The 18,241-nt window shown below is 44.4% G+C and carries 14 protein-coding genes; 11 read left to right on the forward strand and 3 right to left on the reverse strand.

Features of this window, described 5'->3' with window-relative positions:
- Positions 1 to 22 precede the first annotated feature (22 nt).
- The 4 genes from RTR76_RS01180 (at position 23) to RTR76_RS01195 (ending at position 6,794) form a co-directional block, all read left to right on the forward strand.
- Positions 23 to 1,366: a gluconate:H+ symporter gene (locus RTR76_RS01180; RefSeq protein ID WP_312515680.1), complete on the forward strand. Its 1,344-nt coding sequence runs from the start codon at positions 23 to 25 to the stop codon at positions 1,364 to 1,366.
- Between the two features lie 188 nt (positions 1,367 to 1,554).
- A complete protein-coding gene (locus RTR76_RS01185) occupies positions 1,555 to 3,231 on the forward strand; it encodes an AarF/ABC1/UbiB kinase family protein (protein ID WP_312515683.1) in 1,677 nt (558 codons plus the stop codon).
- A gap of 552 nt (positions 3,232 to 3,783) precedes the next feature.
- Complete coding sequence (locus RTR76_RS01190) at positions 3,784 to 5,940, forward strand: ATP-binding protein (RefSeq protein ID WP_312515686.1); 2,157 nt, start codon at positions 3,784 to 3,786, stop codon at positions 5,938 to 5,940.
- A gap of 257 nt (positions 5,941 to 6,197) precedes the next feature.
- On the forward strand, positions 6,198 to 6,794 hold the full coding sequence (locus RTR76_RS01195) for a YqaA family protein (protein WP_312515690.1): 597 nt from the start codon (positions 6,198 to 6,200) through the stop codon (positions 6,792 to 6,794).
- A 65-nt stretch (positions 6,795 to 6,859) separates the two neighbouring features.
- Here the strand turns inward: RTR76_RS01195 and RTR76_RS01200 are convergent, their stop codons facing one another.
- Positions 6,860 to 7,075, reverse strand: a complete 216-nt coding sequence (locus tag RTR76_RS01200; protein WP_312515693.1) for a hypothetical protein — start codon at positions 7,073 to 7,075, stop codon at positions 6,860 to 6,862.
- 240 nt (positions 7,076 to 7,315) lie between these two features.
- On the opposite strand from RTR76_RS01200, the gene RTR76_RS01205 reads away from it, so the two are divergent.
- The 4 genes from RTR76_RS01205 to RTR76_RS01220 all read left to right on the forward strand — a co-directional run bounded on the left by RTR76_RS01205 (position 7,316) and on the right by RTR76_RS01220 (position 11,931).
- The gene (locus tag RTR76_RS01205; RefSeq protein WP_312515696.1) at positions 7,316 to 7,777 is read left to right on the forward strand and encodes a RidA family protein; all 462 of its coding nucleotides are present in this window, start codon (positions 7,316 to 7,318) and stop codon (positions 7,775 to 7,777) included.
- A 60-nt stretch (positions 7,778 to 7,837) separates the two neighbouring features.
- Positions 7,838 to 9,136: an FAD-dependent oxidoreductase gene (locus RTR76_RS01210; RefSeq protein ID WP_312515699.1), complete on the forward strand. Its 1,299-nt coding sequence runs from the start codon at positions 7,838 to 7,840 to the stop codon at positions 9,134 to 9,136.
- Between the two features lie 138 nt (positions 9,137 to 9,274).
- Positions 9,275 to 11,071: a heme NO-binding domain-containing protein gene (locus RTR76_RS01215; RefSeq protein WP_312515702.1), complete on the forward strand. Its 1,797-nt coding sequence runs from the start codon at positions 9,275 to 9,277 to the stop codon at positions 11,069 to 11,071.
- A 413-nt stretch (positions 11,072 to 11,484) separates the two neighbouring features.
- Positions 11,485 to 11,931 carry a hypothetical protein gene (locus RTR76_RS01220; RefSeq protein ID WP_312515707.1) on the forward strand — a complete coding sequence of 149 codons (447 nt, stop codon included), beginning with the start codon at positions 11,485 to 11,487 and terminating at the stop codon, positions 11,929 to 11,931.
- 50 nt (positions 11,932 to 11,981) lie between these two features.
- Here the strand turns inward: RTR76_RS01220 and RTR76_RS01225 are convergent, their stop codons facing one another.
- Complete coding sequence (locus tag RTR76_RS01225; RefSeq protein WP_312515710.1) at positions 11,982 to 13,523, reverse strand: gluconokinase; 1,542 nt, start codon at positions 13,521 to 13,523, stop codon at positions 11,982 to 11,984.
- A 163-nt stretch (positions 13,524 to 13,686) separates the two neighbouring features.
- Between RTR76_RS01225 and RTR76_RS01230 the strand changes: the two genes are divergently transcribed.
- Entirely contained in the window at positions 13,687 to 14,550 is an 864-nt protein-coding gene (locus RTR76_RS01230; RefSeq protein ID WP_312515713.1) for a MurR/RpiR family transcriptional regulator, read from the forward strand.
- Between the two features lie 71 nt (positions 14,551 to 14,621).
- Positions 14,622 to 15,728 (forward strand): ATP-binding protein, encoded by a 1,107-nt coding sequence (locus RTR76_RS01235; RefSeq protein WP_312515717.1) that lies wholly within the window; start codon positions 14,622 to 14,624, stop codon positions 15,726 to 15,728.
- A gap of 18 nt (positions 15,729 to 15,746) precedes the next feature.
- On the opposite strand, the gene nrdD is transcribed toward RTR76_RS01235, so the two are convergent.
- Positions 15,747 to 16,034, reverse strand: a complete 288-nt coding sequence (nrdD, locus tag RTR76_RS01240; protein WP_312515721.1) for an anaerobic ribonucleoside-triphosphate reductase — start codon at positions 16,032 to 16,034, stop codon at positions 15,747 to 15,749.
- Between the two features lie 276 nt (positions 16,035 to 16,310).
- Between nrdD and RTR76_RS01245 the strand changes: the two genes are divergently transcribed.
- The gene (locus RTR76_RS01245) at positions 16,311 to 18,212 is read left to right on the forward strand and encodes a sigma 54-interacting transcriptional regulator (protein ID WP_312515724.1); all 1,902 of its coding nucleotides are present in this window, start codon (positions 16,311 to 16,313) and stop codon (positions 18,210 to 18,212) included.
- The last annotated feature ends 29 nt before the right edge of the window (positions 18,213 to 18,241 follow it).

Raw genomic sequence — 18,241 nt, forward strand, 5'->3', positions numbered from 1 at the left:
TACAAGGAGGTTATCCTCAAAAATGGATCATTCAGTAGCAATGCTTTCCGTACTAGGTATCGCTATTTTATTTATTATTATTCTCAGCATTAAATTCCGGATTCACGCCTTCATATCCCTGACAGCTGCGTGTTTTCTGATTGCCTTTGCCACCGGTATGCCTTTAAATAAAATTGGTGCATCTATTGAAACCGGGATGGGTGGTACATTAGGCTTTCTTGCACCGATCCTTGCCCTTGGTGCTATCATTGGCAAGATGATGGAAATCTCCGGGGGAGCAGAGAAGCTATCCCGGACACTCCTTAAACTGATGGGCCAAAGCAAAGCGGCATGGGCTATGATGATTGTTGCCTATATCTGCGGTATCCCCGTATTTCTGCAGGTTGGGATTGTACTGTTAACTCCAATTCTGTTCTGTGTAGTACTCGAATCCAAGCAGCCTTTAGTCAAGGTAGCTCTCGGCATGCTTACCTCGCTCACCGTTGTGCACTGCATCGTACCGCCCCATCCTGCCGCCATGGCCATCACTCTGGCGCTAAAAGCAGATGTGGGTAAAGTGATTTTTTATGGTTTGTTAGTTGGTATTCCTGCTTCCGTCATTGCTGGTCCGCTTTTTGGCGGTTTAATTGCCAAAAAGTACGACTTCCAGCCGCCGGACGCTTATTGCAAAATGGAACCAACGCCGGATGAAAAGCTGCCTCCTTTCGGTATTACGCTGTTTACCATTCTGCTGCCCTTACTGCTGATGATTGGTAAAACCATTATTGAACTAGTTGCTGATAAAAATGCTCCCTATATGCCATGGGTAAGCTTCGTGGGCAGCCCTATTACTGCACTTTTTCTGGCAGCCATCCTTTCCTACTATCTTATGGGTTATAAACGCGGTCATTCCCTGGCATACCTGGCAAAACGCACGGAATCAGCCATGGGGCCAATGGCAACCATTATCCTGGTCATTGGTGCAGCCGGTGCCTTTAACCGCATAATTCTGGACAGTGGAATTGGCGACATTCTGAAAAGTGTGCTTACTGCTATTCACATCAGTCCGTTAATCATGGCTTGGGTCATCGCCATTGTGATGCGTTTTGCGATTGGCAGCGCCACGGTTGCCATGATGACATCGGCAGGGTTTATCACACCGGTTTTGATTGCCTATCCTGCTCTTGACCCTGCTTTAGTAGCCGTAGCCATTGGTGCCGGAGCCATCGGTGCTTCGCACGTAACTGATCCTGGTTTCTGGTTCGTAAAAGAATCGATGGGTATCCCTATGAATAAAATGTTCGGTATTTATACTGCCGCAACTACTATTGCCTCGGTTGTCGCCCTGATCGGTGTCCTGGTTCTAGCAGCAATTTTAGGACAATAATTCATACAACGATATACTTTTTGCAAAAAGGGAGTCTGCGAAATGAAATGCAGGCTCCCTTTATTGTATCAATAAAAGAGGACTGTCCCCTTTTTTAAGCAGTAGATAGCCTGGGTATATACAGGATCTGAAGCGGGAATATTTACAACAGATTCGAAGCTATCCGGAGCCCTTTGGGAGGACACATTATGTTTGGCAAGAAGATTCGCCATATTAATCGCTATCGTGAAATTGCAGCTGCTTTAATTAGCCAGGGCTTTTATTATATTGTAGAAGAAATGGGTTTAGGCGAAAAAGTTCCTTATTATCGGCGCAGTCGCCCAAATTCTTTAGACAAAAACTCCAAAGGGATAGGCGAACGGATAAGACTAGTGCTTCAGCAGTTAGGACCAACCTATATTAAGCTGGGCCAAATCGCTAGTACCAGGCCGGATATTCTTCCACCTGAAGTGATTGTCGAACTGGAGAAGCTGCAAGATAAAGTTCCGCCATTTTCTTATACCGAGGTACGGAAGATTATCAGGCAAGAGCTTGGCACTGAACTGGAAGAGGTATACTTGGAGTTTAGTCAGGAGCCGTTAGCAGCAGCTTCGATTGGGCAGGTGCATCAGGCTGTTTTGCAAACCGGCGAAAAGGTTGCAGTTAAAATCCAGCGGCCCGGAATTGCTGTTGATATCGGTACGGATTTAGAAATTCTCTATGAATTGGCCAGACTCGCCGAGAGCCGCTTCTCGTGGATAGAATCATATCAGCCTGTAGATATGGTTGAAGAGTTCTCTAAATCTCTTCAGAATGAGCTTGATTATACATTTGAGGCCCGCAACGCCGAAAAAATTGCCAAGCAGTTTATAAACAACGCTGCAATCTATATTCCCAAGGTTTATTGGGCTCATTCTACTAAAAAGGTACTAACTGCAGAATATATTGATGGTATAAAAATCAGCGAAAGAGAAAGCTTGGAACAGCAAGGCTATGATCTTTCCCGTTTGGCTGGTCAATTTGTAAAAGGTATTTTTCAGCAGATTTTTATCGGCGGATTTTTCCATGGTGATCCCCATCCTGGCAATGTAGTCGTTTTGCCGGGAGAAGTGATTGCTTTTCTGGATTTTGGCATGGTGGGCCGCCTTAATGAGGAATTAAAGTATAACCTGGCATCGCTGGTAATTGCTTTGATGCGCCAAAATCCTGATGAACTGGTGAAAAGTATTTTTCGTATGGGCATAGTTCCGGAGCAGGTCAACCGCCTTCAATTGAGAGATGATATTGCCTTGCTTCAGGAAAAATACTATGGCGTTCCGCTAAGCAAAGTTAGCTTAGGCGAAGCAGTTACTAATATATTTGCTATTACGTTAAAATACAAAATTAAAATGCCTGCTGATTTTGTGCTGGTAGGAAAAGCGCTGCTTACAATGGAAGGCATTGTTGAAAACTTGGATCCCAATGTGAGTATTCTCGATATTGCTGAACCTTTCGGTCAAAAATTAGTTAAGGACCGGATGCACCCCAAAGATCTGGCAAAACGGTTATGGAAAAATGTAAATAATTTTGGAGAAGCTCTTGGCAGCTTTCCCGAGAGCCTGAGAGAGCTGAGTGCCATTGCTAAACGGGGGCGTTTGCGGCTCGATATATCTATTGCAGAGCTTAAGCCGATTTTGGACAACCAGGACCGGATCAGTAATCAATTATCCTTCTGTATTATTCTATTGGCCTTTAGTATTATTATGGCCAGCATTATTGTCAGCCTGACAATTGCCGGTCAATCGTCCTTATTGTGGAGAATTCCGGTAGTTGAAATCGGTTTTGTGATTGCAATGGTCATGTTGTTTGGGCTTTTGTACGCGATTATCCGCTCGGGCAAATCATAGGAGCCCTGACGAAAGCTTTGTACGGAACGTTTTGCAGATAATTCCTGATAAAAAGAAGGATTATAGGTAGGCAAAACGAAATAAATAACAAAATATGGAAATTAAAATAGCAAACAAAGGGGTGATCACAATAAATATAATTAAATTCTATGCTAAAATGCTTTTGCCGGTATTGCTGGAAGCCGGCGAGTTATATTTTGTAGTGTGGTTATTGTCCAAAGTTTGGAGAAGTGATTTTTCATTTGCTGTACAAATTGGAATTTCAGGATTCTGTTTGTTTTGGACGACAATCAGAATGATAAATGTATATAAAAGTGTTAAGAATACCTGGAACGGTGTTCCCTGGTGGCTTGCAGGCCGTTAATAATGTAAGCTGAGCAGCGGGTAACAGTTAAGAGTAGGTGCAGCGGGCACCTGCTTATTTTTTTTGAAAATTATAAAATGCTATGGATAAAAAGAGGGGAAACCATACTCGCTCCAGTATCTTACCTAGAGATTATATCGATTTTTTTTTGCTGCAGGTTCCCAGCTCTTTCCTAGGAGGAATATGAGATGCGGCCATCAAATGAACTCAAAAGAATATTTTTGGTACTGCTCTTTATCGTTACAATGCCCCCCTTGTTTCTGTCTTATTATTATGTTGATGTGCGCGATGATCTGATTCTTGAGCAAGAAAAGCAAAAGCTGATTTATATTTCGGCAAAGACGGAGCATCAGCTAAAACCGATACTGATTAAGATGCTGGATAACGATAAAAACAGCTTAAGGCCGGAAGAAATTATGAACTGGCACAATGCTTTTCAGCCGGTTGTGGAAAAAATCCAATCTCAGTATCCGGGCTATGCAATAGGCATTTCGTCACCGCTGTTTAACGGACTTGTAGCGCTTTCTCCCAACTTTACCGTGGATAAAATGGGAAAAGGGATTACTCCCAACGATAAATCGACCTATGAAACAGGAAATTACTGTTTTATGTCCATCAATAGCTCAATTAGCTGGACGGGAGATGATGTGATCGGCGTAACGTATCCTGTTTTTTACAAGGGTGAGGTGATAGCACATACCTTTGCAACTATTAGACATAAGCAGTATCTTGCAAGTGCAATCGGGGAATTGCTTCCAAGCTTTCTTACCATATTCCTCCTTTGGAGTGGCGTTTTTGCGCTTGTCTGGTTTGTCTATAATAAATTTAAAGAAGCGATAAAAGCGTTGATCCAGCAAGTAATCAGTGGGAAAGTACCGGATCGTGACACCGGGTCCTTTCCAGAGCTGGATATGATTAGCAGTGCGGTGCATGATCTCAGAGAAACATTAAAACAACGGGAAGCAGAATATAAAACATTACTGGATAATTGTCCCTACGCAATTGCCAGAATTGATAAAAAACTGCGCCGGATTTATATTAATCAGGCATTTCATACTCTATGGGGAACTTCAATTAAGTCTTTTTATAAACAAAGCAATGAACAAGCTGCTTATTCGGAGTTAATTAACCTGCCGTTAGGGGAGGAGCTTGAAAAGGTTTTTTGCACAGGAAAAGAATATGAATATGACTCTTGCTATATTGATGAACTAGGTGTATGCAGGCATTACCGTAACCGGGTAACGCCGGAAAAAGATGAAATGGGGCGAGTTCAGACTGCCTTGGTCATTTCTCGCGATGTTACTGAAAAAATACAGAGTGAAGAACGTTTTTTTAAGGCTTTTCATATGAATCCCAGTATGGTAGCGATTGTCTCTCAGAAGGATAAAACATATATTGATGTAAATGAAAGCTTTTCTCAAATTGTAGGAATTTGCCGTGAAGAAATCATTGGTCGCAATGTTGATGAGATTAAGTTTTTGCAAGCTGGAGAAGCCGAAAAGATTAGAGAGCATATGGCAACAACCTGTAAGCTGATTAACTGTGAAATAAAATATTGCACCAAACATGGCGAGACACGTATTGCTTTAATCAGCTCTGATTCAATAACGCTAGGCTCTGTTGAATGTTATTTAAGTGTCATGACAGATATTACAGATAAGAAACAACTCGAAAATGAATTGGCAAGATTTGAGCGGTTAAATATTATTGGAGAAATGGCTGCAGGAATCGGACACGAGGTTCGCAATCCGATGACAACGGTTCGAGGCTATTTACAGCTATTTAAACGAAAAGAAGCTTTCGCATCCTATGGTGGGCAACTTGACACAATGATTGAGGAGTTGGACAGAGCTAATTCTATTATTACAGAATTTCTTTCTTTAGCCAAAAATAAGGCAGTAGAAATGAAAATGGATAATTTAAATCATGTCATTCAGCGATTGTATCCATTGCTGCAGGCAGATGCTCTCCGTTCAGGGCATTCTATTGAGACCGTTATCGGAGACATTCCCGATACTTGTTTTGATGAAAAAGAAATCCGGCAGTTACTATTAAACCTTGTCCGGAACGGGCTGGAAGCTATGAATGAAAGCGGTGTTGTTATGATTAAGACATTCCGTAAGGGTAATCATACTGTATTGGCAGTGCAGGATTCAGGTACAGGAATTCCTGAAGAAATCCTTGAAAGACTTGGATCTCCTTTCGTGACTACAAAAGATAATGGCACTGGCTTGGGTCTGCCGGTTTGTTACCGGATTGCCGAAAGGCACGGCGCAATCATTGATGTGCAAACATCACGGCGGGGAACGACAGTGTCAGTAATGTTCACAGATACCACTTTATAATATATCTCCGCCTTGACACTGCTATAGTTATTAGCTAAAATGATTAGTAAACGATAATAGATAACTTGTGAGCAGTAGTCAGCCGGGGAGCGTAATGCACTTGGCACATCGCCAGTTAGCAGCTTAAGCGAAGACCTCAGGTATGGACTATTTCGTACTAAGGTCTTTTTTATTTAATAAACAGACCTATTGATCGGGAGTATATATTTTAGCGATCTCGCAATACTTAGGATAGAGATTAGATCAAGAGGAGACCTATGGAAGAATTAACAAATGTGTTACTGGAATGGGGCCTGCTGGGGCTGATTATCGCTTCCTTTACCGAATCGTTTATATCTCCTATTTTGCCTGATTTGATTTTGATTCCACTTGCTCTGGCCCAGCACGAGAAAGCCATTGTCTATGGTTTGATTGCCACAACCGCTTCTGTTGCAGGAGGTGGAATCGGTTATTGGATCGGACAAAAAGTTGGTGTTAAGGCTGCACGGCGGATGATACCGGACAAATATATTCACTCTGTACAGCATCATGTTACGAATAATGCTGTCTGGGCGATTTTTCTAGCTGCTTTATCACCCATTCCTTATAAGTTTGTATGTATTACAGCCGGAGCGCTGCGAATCCAGTGGCCATTGTTTATGGTAGTTTCCTTTCTGGGGCGGGCGAAACGGTTTCTTTTAGAAGGAATTTTGATTTTTTATTTTGGGCCTGCAGCCATTGATCTTTTTAATCAATATTCCGAAAAGATGATGATTTTATCTGTGTTGGCGATTTTAGCCGTTATCGGAATAATATATTTGGTTAAACGATCAAAAAAAAAGACCATAATAGTTGAGGTTGATACAGGTAGTTGAGTATAAAAATAAAAGCAGTGGAATTTAACATAAATTCCACTGCTTTTATTTTTATACTTGGAAATTTATTGCAGATATCCGGTAACCGAGTACTGCCATCTGCGGGCAATATGGACATGGCGGCGCAGGTCAGCAACCAGTCGTCGCTGTTTATGGTCGGGTAGCTCAGCCCAGTCGGGGTAGCCGGAATAATGAGAAATAATTTGAGTAATAGCAGCCTGGCTGTAGCCGATGCGTCGCATTTGTTGAATATAGCCGCAGATTTGATTTTGAAATTCCATTTCTACCAACACCTTTGCAGCAGACTACGGTTAGTGTGTCCAGAAAAAGCATCTGAACTGATAGGAATTTTTAACATTTTACATACAATTCTGTCTGCTTGCCACACTAAAGATGCACCAAGCAAACAAAATGCTAAAAAACACACATGAGCGATGTGATGAATATCGTAATAATTGGAACACTTAATTCAGTAGCAACTCACTGCGGCTCAAGCCGTAAGGGAATCTGGAGGGATTTGCATGAGTTTTGAAGACAAATTAACAGAACTGGGCATTACGCTGCCAGATCCGCCCAAACCGGAAGGGACTTCGCTGCCCGCTATGCGGGTCGGCAGTTACGTATATGCCACAGGACATCTGCCTTTGGCTGGCGGGGAGGTTAAATTTCAAGGAAAATTGGGCAGAGAAGTGCCATTTGAAGAGGGCTATGAAGCCGCTAAAGTTAGTGCGATCAATTGTTTGGCAGCTATTAAAAGCGTTCTTGGGAGTCTAGAAAGCGTTGAACAAGTGGTCAAAGTGGTTGGCTATGTCAATAGTGCTCCTGGATTTGTTGAGCAGACCAAAGTTGTCTCAGGTGCTTCTGATCTAGTTGATAAAGTATTTGGAAGTGCCGGTGAAGCCGCCTGCTCAGCAGTAGGTGTGGCTGAACTGCCGGTTAATTCGGCTGTTCAGGTAGAGTTAATCGTTAAAGTTAAACAGTAGTGTTGGCCGCGCCTGGCTTAGCCGGGCGCGGTTTAATACTAATGAACAGGAGGTATAATCGTGGCAAAAGTTATAGTAGTTGGTGGAGGCTGGGCAGGCTGCGGTGCAGCACTGGCAGCGAGAAAGGTCGGCTGTGAGGTTGAACTGTTTGAACGTACCGATATGCTGCTGGGTACCGGGTTGGTAGGTGGTATTATGCGCAACAATGGACGCTTTACCGCTACGGAAGAAATGATTTTGCTAGGGGGCGGTAGTTTATTTGAAATTGCCGATCAGCATGCTCGTCATACGAATGTTGAATTTCCTGGACATAAACACGCTATTCTCTACGATGTGGCCACAATTGAGCCTGCAGTCCGTCAGGCCTTGCAAAAGGCAGGCGTTAAACTGCATATGCAGACCCGGGTTAAAGAGATTGAACAAAAAGGGGAAGCACTCAGCGGAGTTGCGGCTGATACCTATCACGGCGAAAAAGATATAGCCGCTAGTGGAGATGCTTTTGTTGATGCTGCCGGCACCGCAGGTCCGATAGGAAATTGTACTAAGTACGGTAACGGCTGTGTAATGTGTATCTACCGGTGCCCTACTTTTGGGCCGAGGCTAAGCATTGGTGCTAAAGCTGGTATTGACGAGATTATCGGAACAAAACCGGATGGCTCTATTGGAGCGATGAGTGGCTCCTGTAAACTACATAAAGATTCGCTGTCACGGGAAATTTTACATCAGCTTGACCAGACAGGTGTAGTTATTGTGCCCGTTCCTGAAAAGCTGCAGAAAGGCGCCGCTGCTCTTGGTCAGAAGGCCTGTCAGCAATATGCCATGAAAGAGTTTAACGAAAATATTATTCTCCTCGATACAGGACATGCAAAACTGATGTCAGCTTATTATCCGCTCCAAATGCTGCGGCAAGTGCCTGGCTTTGAGAATGCACGCTTTGAAGATCCTTACGCCGGCGGTATTGGTAACTCCATGCGTTACATAGGTATGCTGCCACGTGACAATACACTGAAAGTAGACGGGCTGAGCAACGTCTTTGCAGGTGGGGAAAAAGCCGGACTGCTGGTAGGGCATACAGAAGCCATTGTGACAGGAACATTGGCAGGGCATAATGCTGCCAGGGTTGCTTTAGGACAAGCTCCAATTGAATTACCGGCTAGTCTGGCTGTTGGCGATGCCATTGCATTTGTTCGGAGGAGTATGCAGGAAAAGCAAGGGCTCACTCAAAAGTATACTTTTTCAGGTTCAGTTTACTTTGAACATATGAAGGAAGCTGGCCTGTACACCACGGATATAACTGTTATTAAGAAGCGGGTGGCAGAGTCCGGTAGGGAGAACGTTTTTGCCAAACCAGTAACATAATTGACTGGTTATTTGAAGAAATCTTAATCAAAAGGAAAAACATTGTTAGCGGAGAGAATTTCATTCAATATACAGGAAAATCTCTACTGGAAGCGAATTGAACAAGTGAGTCAAGCGACTAGATGGAGATGATAAGAAATGAAAGGTACCGTTGTCAGTACTTGGGTAAATACAGCTCGCCGCATCTGGGGGGAAAGTCTGACTGCTGCGGCAATGGAGCATGCCGGTTGGACCAGTGAAAAATTATTTTCCATGACTGAGGATGTCGAAGACCAAAAAACCAGAAATTTTGTCGGGTATTTGGCCAAACAGACTGGAAAAACAGATGATGAAGTTTGGCGGGTAATCGGCAAAGATAATATCACGACCTTTTCGCAGGCCTATCCGGCTTTTTTTCGTCAACAGAGTCTCTACTCTTTTTTGCGATCTATGTATGATGTTCATGTTGTTATGGTTAAACGAATACCGGGAGCTAAGCCTCCCGAATTATTGATCAATCCTGTCTCCGAACACGAAGCTGTGCTGTCTTACCGCTCTAAGCGGGGAATGTTTGGTTACATGTATGGCTTACTGGCCGGAGCTGCTGAGTTTTTTAAAGAAGATATTAAAACAGAGGTTTTGGAATCCTCGGGAGAACATATTAAAGTTAAAATCCGCTTTCCTCAGCCAATCTCTAGGACCATTGTATATCGCTTTAACCGGCTGCTGTCAGTAATTGGCTTTAAAAGTATACCTGCAAAAATTGCTATAAGTGTGACGCTGGGATCATTGGTTGTTAACGAAGCGCTTCAATTAGCGGGAGTTACCAATCTGTTGTGGGGTGCATTGGTTGGCGGAATAACAGCCGGTGCCAGTGCAGCATTATTACTGCGTCCCTTATCTTCGATCAAAGAGATGGTCGGTGCATTGCTTGACCGTAGATATTTTGAAGAAACTCATCTGCAGTCTTCTGATGAGCTGGAGGAGCTGGCACGGCAGCTGGATCAATACCGGGAGCGAGTTAAGACTGATTTTGTAGGCTTCAAAGGCATAACAGATGAAATGGATAAATACGCCGGTACCTTCAACACGCTTGCTGATCGAATGCGCAGCACCTCGAATGAAATTTCCGGTGTTGTTAACGATGTTGCACATGCCGCTACTAACCAGGCGGAGGAAACGGAAGGTGCCGTACATATCCTGAGTGGCAACATGGAAACGCTGACAACGGTAGTTGCCGAACAAAACCGGAATAAGCAGCAACTTGAAGCGGCAGTAGCGCAAATCAACAAAGGGTTTCAGGAAGTGCATGCATCAAGCAGCAAATTAACGCAAAGTCTGGATATGTTTGCTACTGTAAAGAAGTCAGCTGACAATCTGCAATCCCAGGCCGCAAAAATAACCGAAATTACCGGCTTGGTAGCTGCAATTGCGGGACAAACTAACCTTCTTGCCTTGAATGCAGCCATTGAAGCTGCCCGGGCAGGTGAGCAGGGACGCGGCTTTGCAGTTGTGGCTGAAGAAGTGCGTAAACTGGCAGAACAATCTCATCATCACTCGGAAAGTATCTCGAGTGATCTTAAAATATTGATGGATATTATCAGCGGCGTAGTGCAGCTTATTGACGAAGAATATGATATCTTAGCTACGGAAAGCCGGCAATTAACAGCTGTTGTCACTGGCAACACCCGCCATGTTGAAAATATTCATCTCGTATCTGATAACATTGTCGATATGATCAATAAATTAGAAAACGAGATGCGAGGAATTAATACCGTTTATAGCAAGATTGAATCGTTAGCGGCTATTTCTGAGGAGAATTCAGCAGCTAGTGAAGAAGTCAGCGCTGCAGTCAGCATATATAACGATAAGCTTCAGGACATGATGGATAAAATTCGCGAATTTAAAACGGTCATCCAGCATTTTGGCGAAGACATGAACCAATACCGTATGTAGCAGAGAGGCTGTTGCACTAACGTGTGAAGCTGTTATCTTCGTTTCCTTTCGGCCCTTCTGGAAAAATGTGGTCCGCGGGATGGGAAATGCTTAGCTTACGTTAAGAAATTCGTGTTGTTTGAGCGCAGCGAGTTTTACGAATTTTAGTAAGCTGAGCATTTTCCAAGCATTTTGGAAGACAGGCCTAGAATTTTTGCTACTTTTGTTTCGATGACAAAAGTAGAGAACCGGGCTTTTTTAACATAGCTCTTTGCCTGCACATACAAAGAAAAAGAGGGTGTCGTAATTGCTTTCAAAAAGCTTTGCGACACCCTCTTTTTTCTTTCCCCTCACCGCATTCTATGGTATACTAAATTTGTCTGATAATAGCAACGGAATGACTAATTTGTAAAAATATGGAAGGTGTTACGGCAGTGACGGCGGAAGAATTTCAAACTTTAGTACTGCACCAATTGCAAGGTTTGCAGCAAAATATTGCGAACATTGATTCGCGGCTGGATCACCTGAATTCGCAGATGGGAAGCCTGGACTCGCGAATGGGTAGTCTCGATTCCCGGGTCAATAAGCTTGAATTTCAAATGGACAAGCTTGGTTCCCGCGTTGACGATCTGGAATCCAACCTTACGCAGTATATGGGAGCTCAATACAGTATCGTTAATGCTAAAATTGAAGAATGTATTGCTATTCAACAAAATGATTTAATGAAGCTCCTTGAAATTATTCATGAAGAGATGGCTGCGCAAGAAGACGTGGACTACATTGTGAAAACGCAGGCTGAACAGTCAAAAATGCTGAGCTTGTTGTCTGCACGTTCTATGCAGCAGGAAGCAGAATTGGAATATTTGAGGCTGGCAAAGTAATAGAAAAACCCAGCAGTGGAATCAACGGAAGATTTCACTGCTGGGTTTTTTTAGTCTTTCCAGGTACGCTGTATTTTGGCGATCTCTTCAAATTCCTGCTGTAAGTTCCAGTAGACTCGTTCATAAATTTTAAAAAGCTGCTGATAGCGCTCATGATTCTCTTCTGATGGATAATAACGCTCTTTGATGTTGATGAAATTACCGACCTCTTTGATGTCATGGAGGACCCCTAATGCATACAAACCGAGTACGGCAGCGCCATAAGCAGCACCCTCCGGTTCGCCGGGAACTGTAATGACCCGGCCGAATACGTCGGCTAATATTTGCACCCATAAGCGGGAATGGGTAAAGCTGCCGCTTACCCGGATCTCAGTCACCTGACCCGATACTTCCTCCAGCGCCTGGAGAATGCTGTACATCCGGTAACAGATCCCTTCCATCGTAGCGCGAACCAGGTGGCGTTTGCCGTGATTGAGATTTAATCCAAACAGTACACCCCGGGCATTGGCATTCCAGTAAGGTGCCCGCTCACCGGCAAAGAACGGCAGCATAATTAAACCATCTGAGCCTGCCGGCTTTTGTTCGGCATAACGGCTGAGAATATCGTAGGTATCCAGACCAAGCCGCTCGGCCACTTTTTGTTCTGTTGATGCAAATTTTTCCTTGGCCCACCGTAAGGCAATGCCCCCGTTGGTAATGGCTCCGCCCAGAACCCAGTAATCCTCGCTGAGGTTGTAACACCAGGTCCTGCCTTTAGGATCATTATAAGGCTTTGTAGTGATGACCCGCACAGCACCGCTAGTGCCAATGGTAAGCGTTAACTGGCCAGGATTGATGGCGCCCGAACCAATACAATTCATCATACCGTCGCCAGCGCCCATAATTAGCGGTGTATCCGGAGCTAGTCCCAGAATCCGTGCTATTTCCGGGTCTATCTGGCGTTCAATGTGCGTGGTTGGCACAACCTCTGATAATTGATCCTGCCGTAAACCGGTCAACTCCAGCAGCTGCTCATCCCAGCTCAGGGTCTGGTTGTTATATAAGCCGGAACCTGAAGCAATGGATTTATCGATGATATACTTACCGGTAAGCCGGTAAATAATATATTCTTTAATACCAATAAATTTAGCAATGTTTTGGAACATGTCGGGACGCTCATAGCGAAACCAGAGAATCTTATAGAGCGGAAACATCGGATGAGGCGGGCAGGCAGTGCGGGAATAAATCGCTTTGCCATCATCCCCGGAGGCTACTTTTTCTTTATAAGCCTGTGCCCGGTTATCAGCCCAGGTAAGCATCCGGTAAAGCGGATTACCTGATGTATCCACCGGTATCAGACTGTGCAGTGCGGAACTAAAGGACATGCCCGCTATATCTTTGGCGGCAAGTCCTGATTGGAGCATTGCTTTACTGACAACAGTAATGAAGGCATTATATATTTCGTCCGGGTCTTGCTCTGCCCAATCGGACTCGGGCGTATAGAGCGGGTAATCTATGGATTGGCTTGCCAGTATTGTGCCATCTACACGATAGAGTACTGCCCGGCAGCCGGTAGTGCCAATATCAACTCCGAAAATTGCTTCTTTATGCATGAGTAAATCCTCCTGTGTATGGTGTGGGGCTTCCTTATTCATACCATGATGGCAGGAAAAAGTAAACCTCTGATCAGGTAAGTAGGACAGATTATTATAAAATATTTGGACGAAACAGACGGATCTTGTTACAATAATATCAGACTCATAAGGGGGAATAGTCATGCAACCGACCACGTCACAGATAAGTGGCTGTTTGCCGCGCATTCGCAGTGTTTTCAGTTCGCTGACAAAAGCGGAGCAAAAAGTGGCCACCTATATGCTGGACAATCCGGCAGCCGTTGTTCATCTCTCTATTACTGAATTGGCAGAAGGGGCAGGCAGTGCTGAGGCTACTATTTTTCGCCTGTGTCAAAAGATCGGATTCAAAGGCTATCAAGCCTTTAAAATTGCCTTAGCCGGTGATTTATATACACCAATGGAATCAGTTTATGAGGAAGTTGATTCAGCGGACTCGATTGCTCTCATTGCAGGTAAGGTATTTCATAGTATTAATGAAGGACTGCAGGATACGCTGAAGCTGTTGAACCCGCAGGCAGTGGAAGAAGCTGTAGCCGCATTGGCGAAAGCCAAGCGAATTGAAGCTTATGGTTCCGGTGGATCAGCAATTATAGCAGCAGATATTGAGCATCGCTTTATGCGCTTTGGCGTTTGCGTGCGGGCTTACGGCGACTCCCACATGCAAATCGCCTCGGCGGCGCTGCTGGCACCGGGAGATGTTGTTGTTGCAGTTTCTCATACCGGCTCCAATCGGGAACTTCTTGATTCGGTAGCAATGGCCAAAAAGAGCGGCACTACCATTATTGCCTTAACGAGCTATATGAAGTCCCCTCTGTCTGAGCTTGCAGATATTTCTCTTGTTGCTTCCGCACGGGAAACAAAATACCGTTCTGAAGCAATGGCCTCTCGCCTTGCTCATCTAGCAATCATTGATGTTTTATACATCGGTGTTATGCTGCAGCATAAAGAACGGTTGGTATCCAATATGCAAAAAGTTAGGGAAGCGATTGCTGTTCGCAGATTGTAGGAAATAGGGAAGGGCTTTGACGATTCGTGTCGAATTAATGTGCTATATGTTATTTGCTGCGGGGGTGAATTATGGCCAAAGAATTGAAAATGACCACTAATCGTCGCCTGCAGGATGACTTAGCTGCCAGTGAAGCTCGCTACCGAGCCATCGTTGAAGATCAGACAGAATTTATTTGCCGGTATGCGCCCGACTTGTCAATAACGTTTGCCAATCGGGCCTATTGCCGTTTCCTCCATAAAAAGCATCATGAAGTGTACGGGCAGACTCCTGACAAATTGGGAGTACTAGAAGTGGATGTACAGAATATTCTCGCGACTATTGCCTCGCTGACTCCCGCAGCCCCTTCCTGTATCTCCGAATATGGGATTACGGATGGGGCTGGTGAAGTACGCTGGGTTCAGTGGACTAATCGGGCATTTTTCGATAATCAGGGCTGTTTGGTGGAAGTGCAAGCGGTCGGACGAGATATTACGCGGCAAAGACAGCTGGAAAAGGACCTTGCCCATTATGAGCAGCTTAACTTAATTGGTCAAATGGCTGCGGGAATTAGTCATGAAATTCGTAATCCTATGACGACTGTACGGGGGTTCTTGCAACTGCTTAGTAAAAAAGAGGAGTGTCAGCCGTTTAAGGGATATCTGGATCTGATGATTGAAGAACTGGATCGGGCCAATTCCATTTTATCAGAATTTCTCGCATTAGCCCGCAATAAAAAAATGGATAAAAAACCGCATAATTTAAATGCTATTATTGAGGTCATTTATCCGCTTCTCCGGGCTGATGCTTTAATTGCCGAAAAAAGCATACTCCTTGAATTGGAGCCAATTCCCGAGCTGATTCTGGATGAAAGTGAAATGCGGCAGTTAATTTTGAACTTAGTGCGCAATGGCTTAGAAGCTATGCAGCCAAACGGTCAAATAAAAATACGAACTTTTGCCGATGGTGAAGAAGTAACACTCGCGGTTGAAGATCAGGGCAGTGGCATTTCACCGACAATCCTAAATAGACTGGGAACGCCTTTTCTTACGACGAAAGATAACGGTACCGGTCTAGGCTTAGCCATCTGTTATAGTATTGCTGCCAGGCACAATGCAACTATCCAGGTAACAACTGATGAGGCGGGAACGACCTTCTTTATTCGTTTTTCCCGGAAAAATCAATCCCCTCAAACCTAGCGGCTTGAGGGGATTAGCTTAACTGCAGCAATGCTTGTAGCGTGCCTGCAGTTCGTCTTGCTTGGCATCGTTAAAGTTTTCCATATTAGAAAGATAACCTGTAATGCGACGAACCCGGCGAACAGGTGATTTTTCAGTTGCTTTTATTACGACGTTCTCTTCGTCAAGTGTTAAGAGGACACGGGCCAGCTCTTTATGCCGGGCTTTCCATAAGGCAATCTCTTCCTCGACAATAGCAGTCATTTCGGTAACGGACAACAGAGGATCATATTCAACTGCAACATGATGGACCATGGTGGTTGTCATGGATATTACCTCCAAATTAAGAATATATATCGATTATAACAAAATTTTGCCAAGATATGCGAGGGGAAAAGAAGGGCTTTTTAAGCCGTAAAGTGACGAAAACCGTTAATAAGTCACTGGCTCGTCTTATCAGGTAACGAAGGTCGCTGGAGCATATATTTTTGTAAGCTGCAATAAATCACGCTTGTTTTGTAAGGTAAATAGTGAATACACTTTCGATTAATTTGATTTTATGTTATGATTTCTTTAAAAATTGTGCGTTGGTGGAGGTTAATTATGATTCGCGAACGACGTAGTAAAGAAAAGCTGCAAACCTATTATACGAAATACATAGTTGATGGTATCCTTGATCCCAATGTTCACCCCTGGGTGGCTGAATCCTGGCAAATCAGTCATGAAGCCGGAATCGTTTCAGAAGCCATGCCGGAGCTTTACCGGCTGCCTAAAGCCGAATTAATGGAACTCAGGGACCGGCACAAAACAGCCCTTACTTATTTGGACGGGCTGTACCGTGAGATTGACGAGCATTTTAACTTGTACAATCTTAGTTTACTTTTGCTTGATAATGAATGCCATGTATTAAAGAACTATGCACTGCCCTTTTTTCAGAGAGTGGCTGGAGAAGTGGAAGGCGCGAGACTGGCTGAGACAGATATTGGTACATCCAGTATTGCTATTGTGGCTAGACATAAGACGCCATTTTTGCTTTTTGGACCGGAAATGTGGATTAAAGAGTGCCAAAGCGGGGATGCCTGCTCTGCACCAGTGTTTTTGAACGGTGAACTGCAATATATCCTTACATTGGTTTCCGTGCAACAGCAAGAACTGCCTTACAGCTCTATTGCGGCATTAATGCTGAGTATGACGCATGCTCTGGAAACCTATCTGCAGCTGCAGGCGAGACTGGATGCCAAGCAGGCTATCTTAGACGCTGTGCCGCATGCTGTTTATCATATTTTACCTGGTGGGGAAGTGGCCTATACGAATAAGCTGGGCCAAAGCCGTTTATCCGGCATTGCCTCTTATAATAAGGGAGATACGTATCCTAATTTAAGCGATGTAGTACTTAATTATCGCCATACGCCTCTATATAAAGGCTTCTTAGGAATCCCTTCCTACAATAAGGAAGTTACTTGGATCACAGCACAGAAAACCTACGAAGACATTACGACTGTTGTTCCTTTGTACCGCGATAATGAAGTCGGCGGCATTGTGGCTATATCTCAGCCGATTGAAGATCTGCGAACACTGGTAGCTCATGCCGTAGGCTATACAGCCCGTTACAGCATGGGGTCAATGGTAGGACAAGATACTGCTTTTGCTTCCATGAAGGACAAGGCTGCCCGTGCAGCCAAAAGTGGCAATCATACGCTGCTTCAAGGGGAGCCGGGGACTGGCAAGCAGCGGTTGGCCCACGGTATTCATCAGGCAAGCAACCGGGCAGCAGGGCCGCTGATCTCTGTTCGCTGCGGCGATATGCCGGCTGAACTCCTGGAAGGCGAATTGTTTGGCAATATCTTTGGAGAAGAAAGCCGTCCCGGTAAATTAGAACTGGCGAATGGCGGAACCCTTTTCCTTGATGAAGTTGAGAAAATTCCTTATCATTTACAGATCCGCCTGGCGTCTGCTCTGTCGTCAGGTAAAACTTACCGCGTAGGTGAAGATGTATTACGTTCTTTTGATGCGCGGATTATTGCTGCCTGCGACAGCGATGTTAAGAGATTGACGGAAAAAGGCGTTTTTGCTAGTCAGCTTCATGACATCATAAGTAAAGTTGTATTGCGGATGCCTTCATTGCGGTCCCGCAGAGAAGATATTCCCCTGCTGGCGGAACATATTATCAGTGAACTGGCTGAACAGCACAATCTCGCTAAAAAAGAGCTGACCGAAGCTGCGGCTGAACTATTGATGTCCTATGAGTGGCCAGGCAATATTAAGCAGCTTCAGGGTGTTGTAGAGCAGGCCTTTTTCAATACAAGCGGCGAGCATATAACAGATGAGGATATTGTCCTGCCTGGTGAATCTACCCCGGGGAAAGCCTGGAAGGAAGATAAGGACATATTTGTTGAGGCCTGGAAAGCAGCTGGAGGCAATATTAGCCGCCTGGCAAATATGCTTGACGTCAGCCGCGTAACATTGTACCGTTATTTAAAGAAATATGGTTTAGAGCGGGATTAATCTGCTAATAAGAATATAGACTGGGAGCG

This window comes from Anaerospora sp., from assembly GCF_032013335.1.
In the GTDB taxonomy this organism is placed as follows: Bacteria; Bacillota; Negativicutes; order Sporomusales; family DSM-15969; genus Anaerospora.

Coding starts and splice junctions, on each gene's coding strand:
- RTR76_RS01180 (WP_312515680.1), top strand. CDS start 23: ATGGATCATTCAGTAGCAATGCTTTCCGTACTAGGTATCGCTATTTTA.
- RTR76_RS01225 (WP_312515710.1), bottom strand. CDS start 13,523: ATGCATAAAGAAGCAATTTTCGGAGTTGATATTGGCACTACCGGCTGC.
- RTR76_RS01185 (WP_312515683.1), top strand. CDS start 1,555: ATGTTTGGCAAGAAGATTCGCCATATTAATCGCTATCGTGAAATTGCA.
- RTR76_RS01215 (WP_312515702.1), top strand. CDS start 9,275: ATGAAAGGTACCGTTGTCAGTACTTGGGTAAATACAGCTCGCCGCATC.
- nrdD (WP_312515721.1), bottom strand. CDS start 16,034: ATGACAACCACCATGGTCCATCATGTTGCAGTTGAATATGATCCTCTG.
- RTR76_RS01235 (WP_312515717.1), top strand. CDS start 14,622: ATGGCCAAAGAATTGAAAATGACCACTAATCGTCGCCTGCAGGATGAC.
- RTR76_RS01230 (WP_312515713.1), top strand. CDS start 13,687: ATGCAACCGACCACGTCACAGATAAGTGGCTGTTTGCCGCGCATTCGC.
- RTR76_RS01245 (WP_312515724.1), top strand. CDS start 16,311: ATGATTCGCGAACGACGTAGTAAAGAAAAGCTGCAAACCTATTATACG.
- RTR76_RS01200 (WP_312515693.1), bottom strand. CDS start 7,075: ATGGAATTTCAAAATCAAATCTGCGGCTATATTCAACAAATGCGACGC.
- RTR76_RS01190 (WP_312515686.1), top strand. CDS start 3,784: ATGCGGCCATCAAATGAACTCAAAAGAATATTTTTGGTACTGCTCTTT.
- RTR76_RS01195 (WP_312515690.1), top strand. CDS start 6,198: ATGGAAGAATTAACAAATGTGTTACTGGAATGGGGCCTGCTGGGGCTG.
- RTR76_RS01205 (WP_312515696.1), top strand. CDS start 7,316: ATGAGTTTTGAAGACAAATTAACAGAACTGGGCATTACGCTGCCAGAT.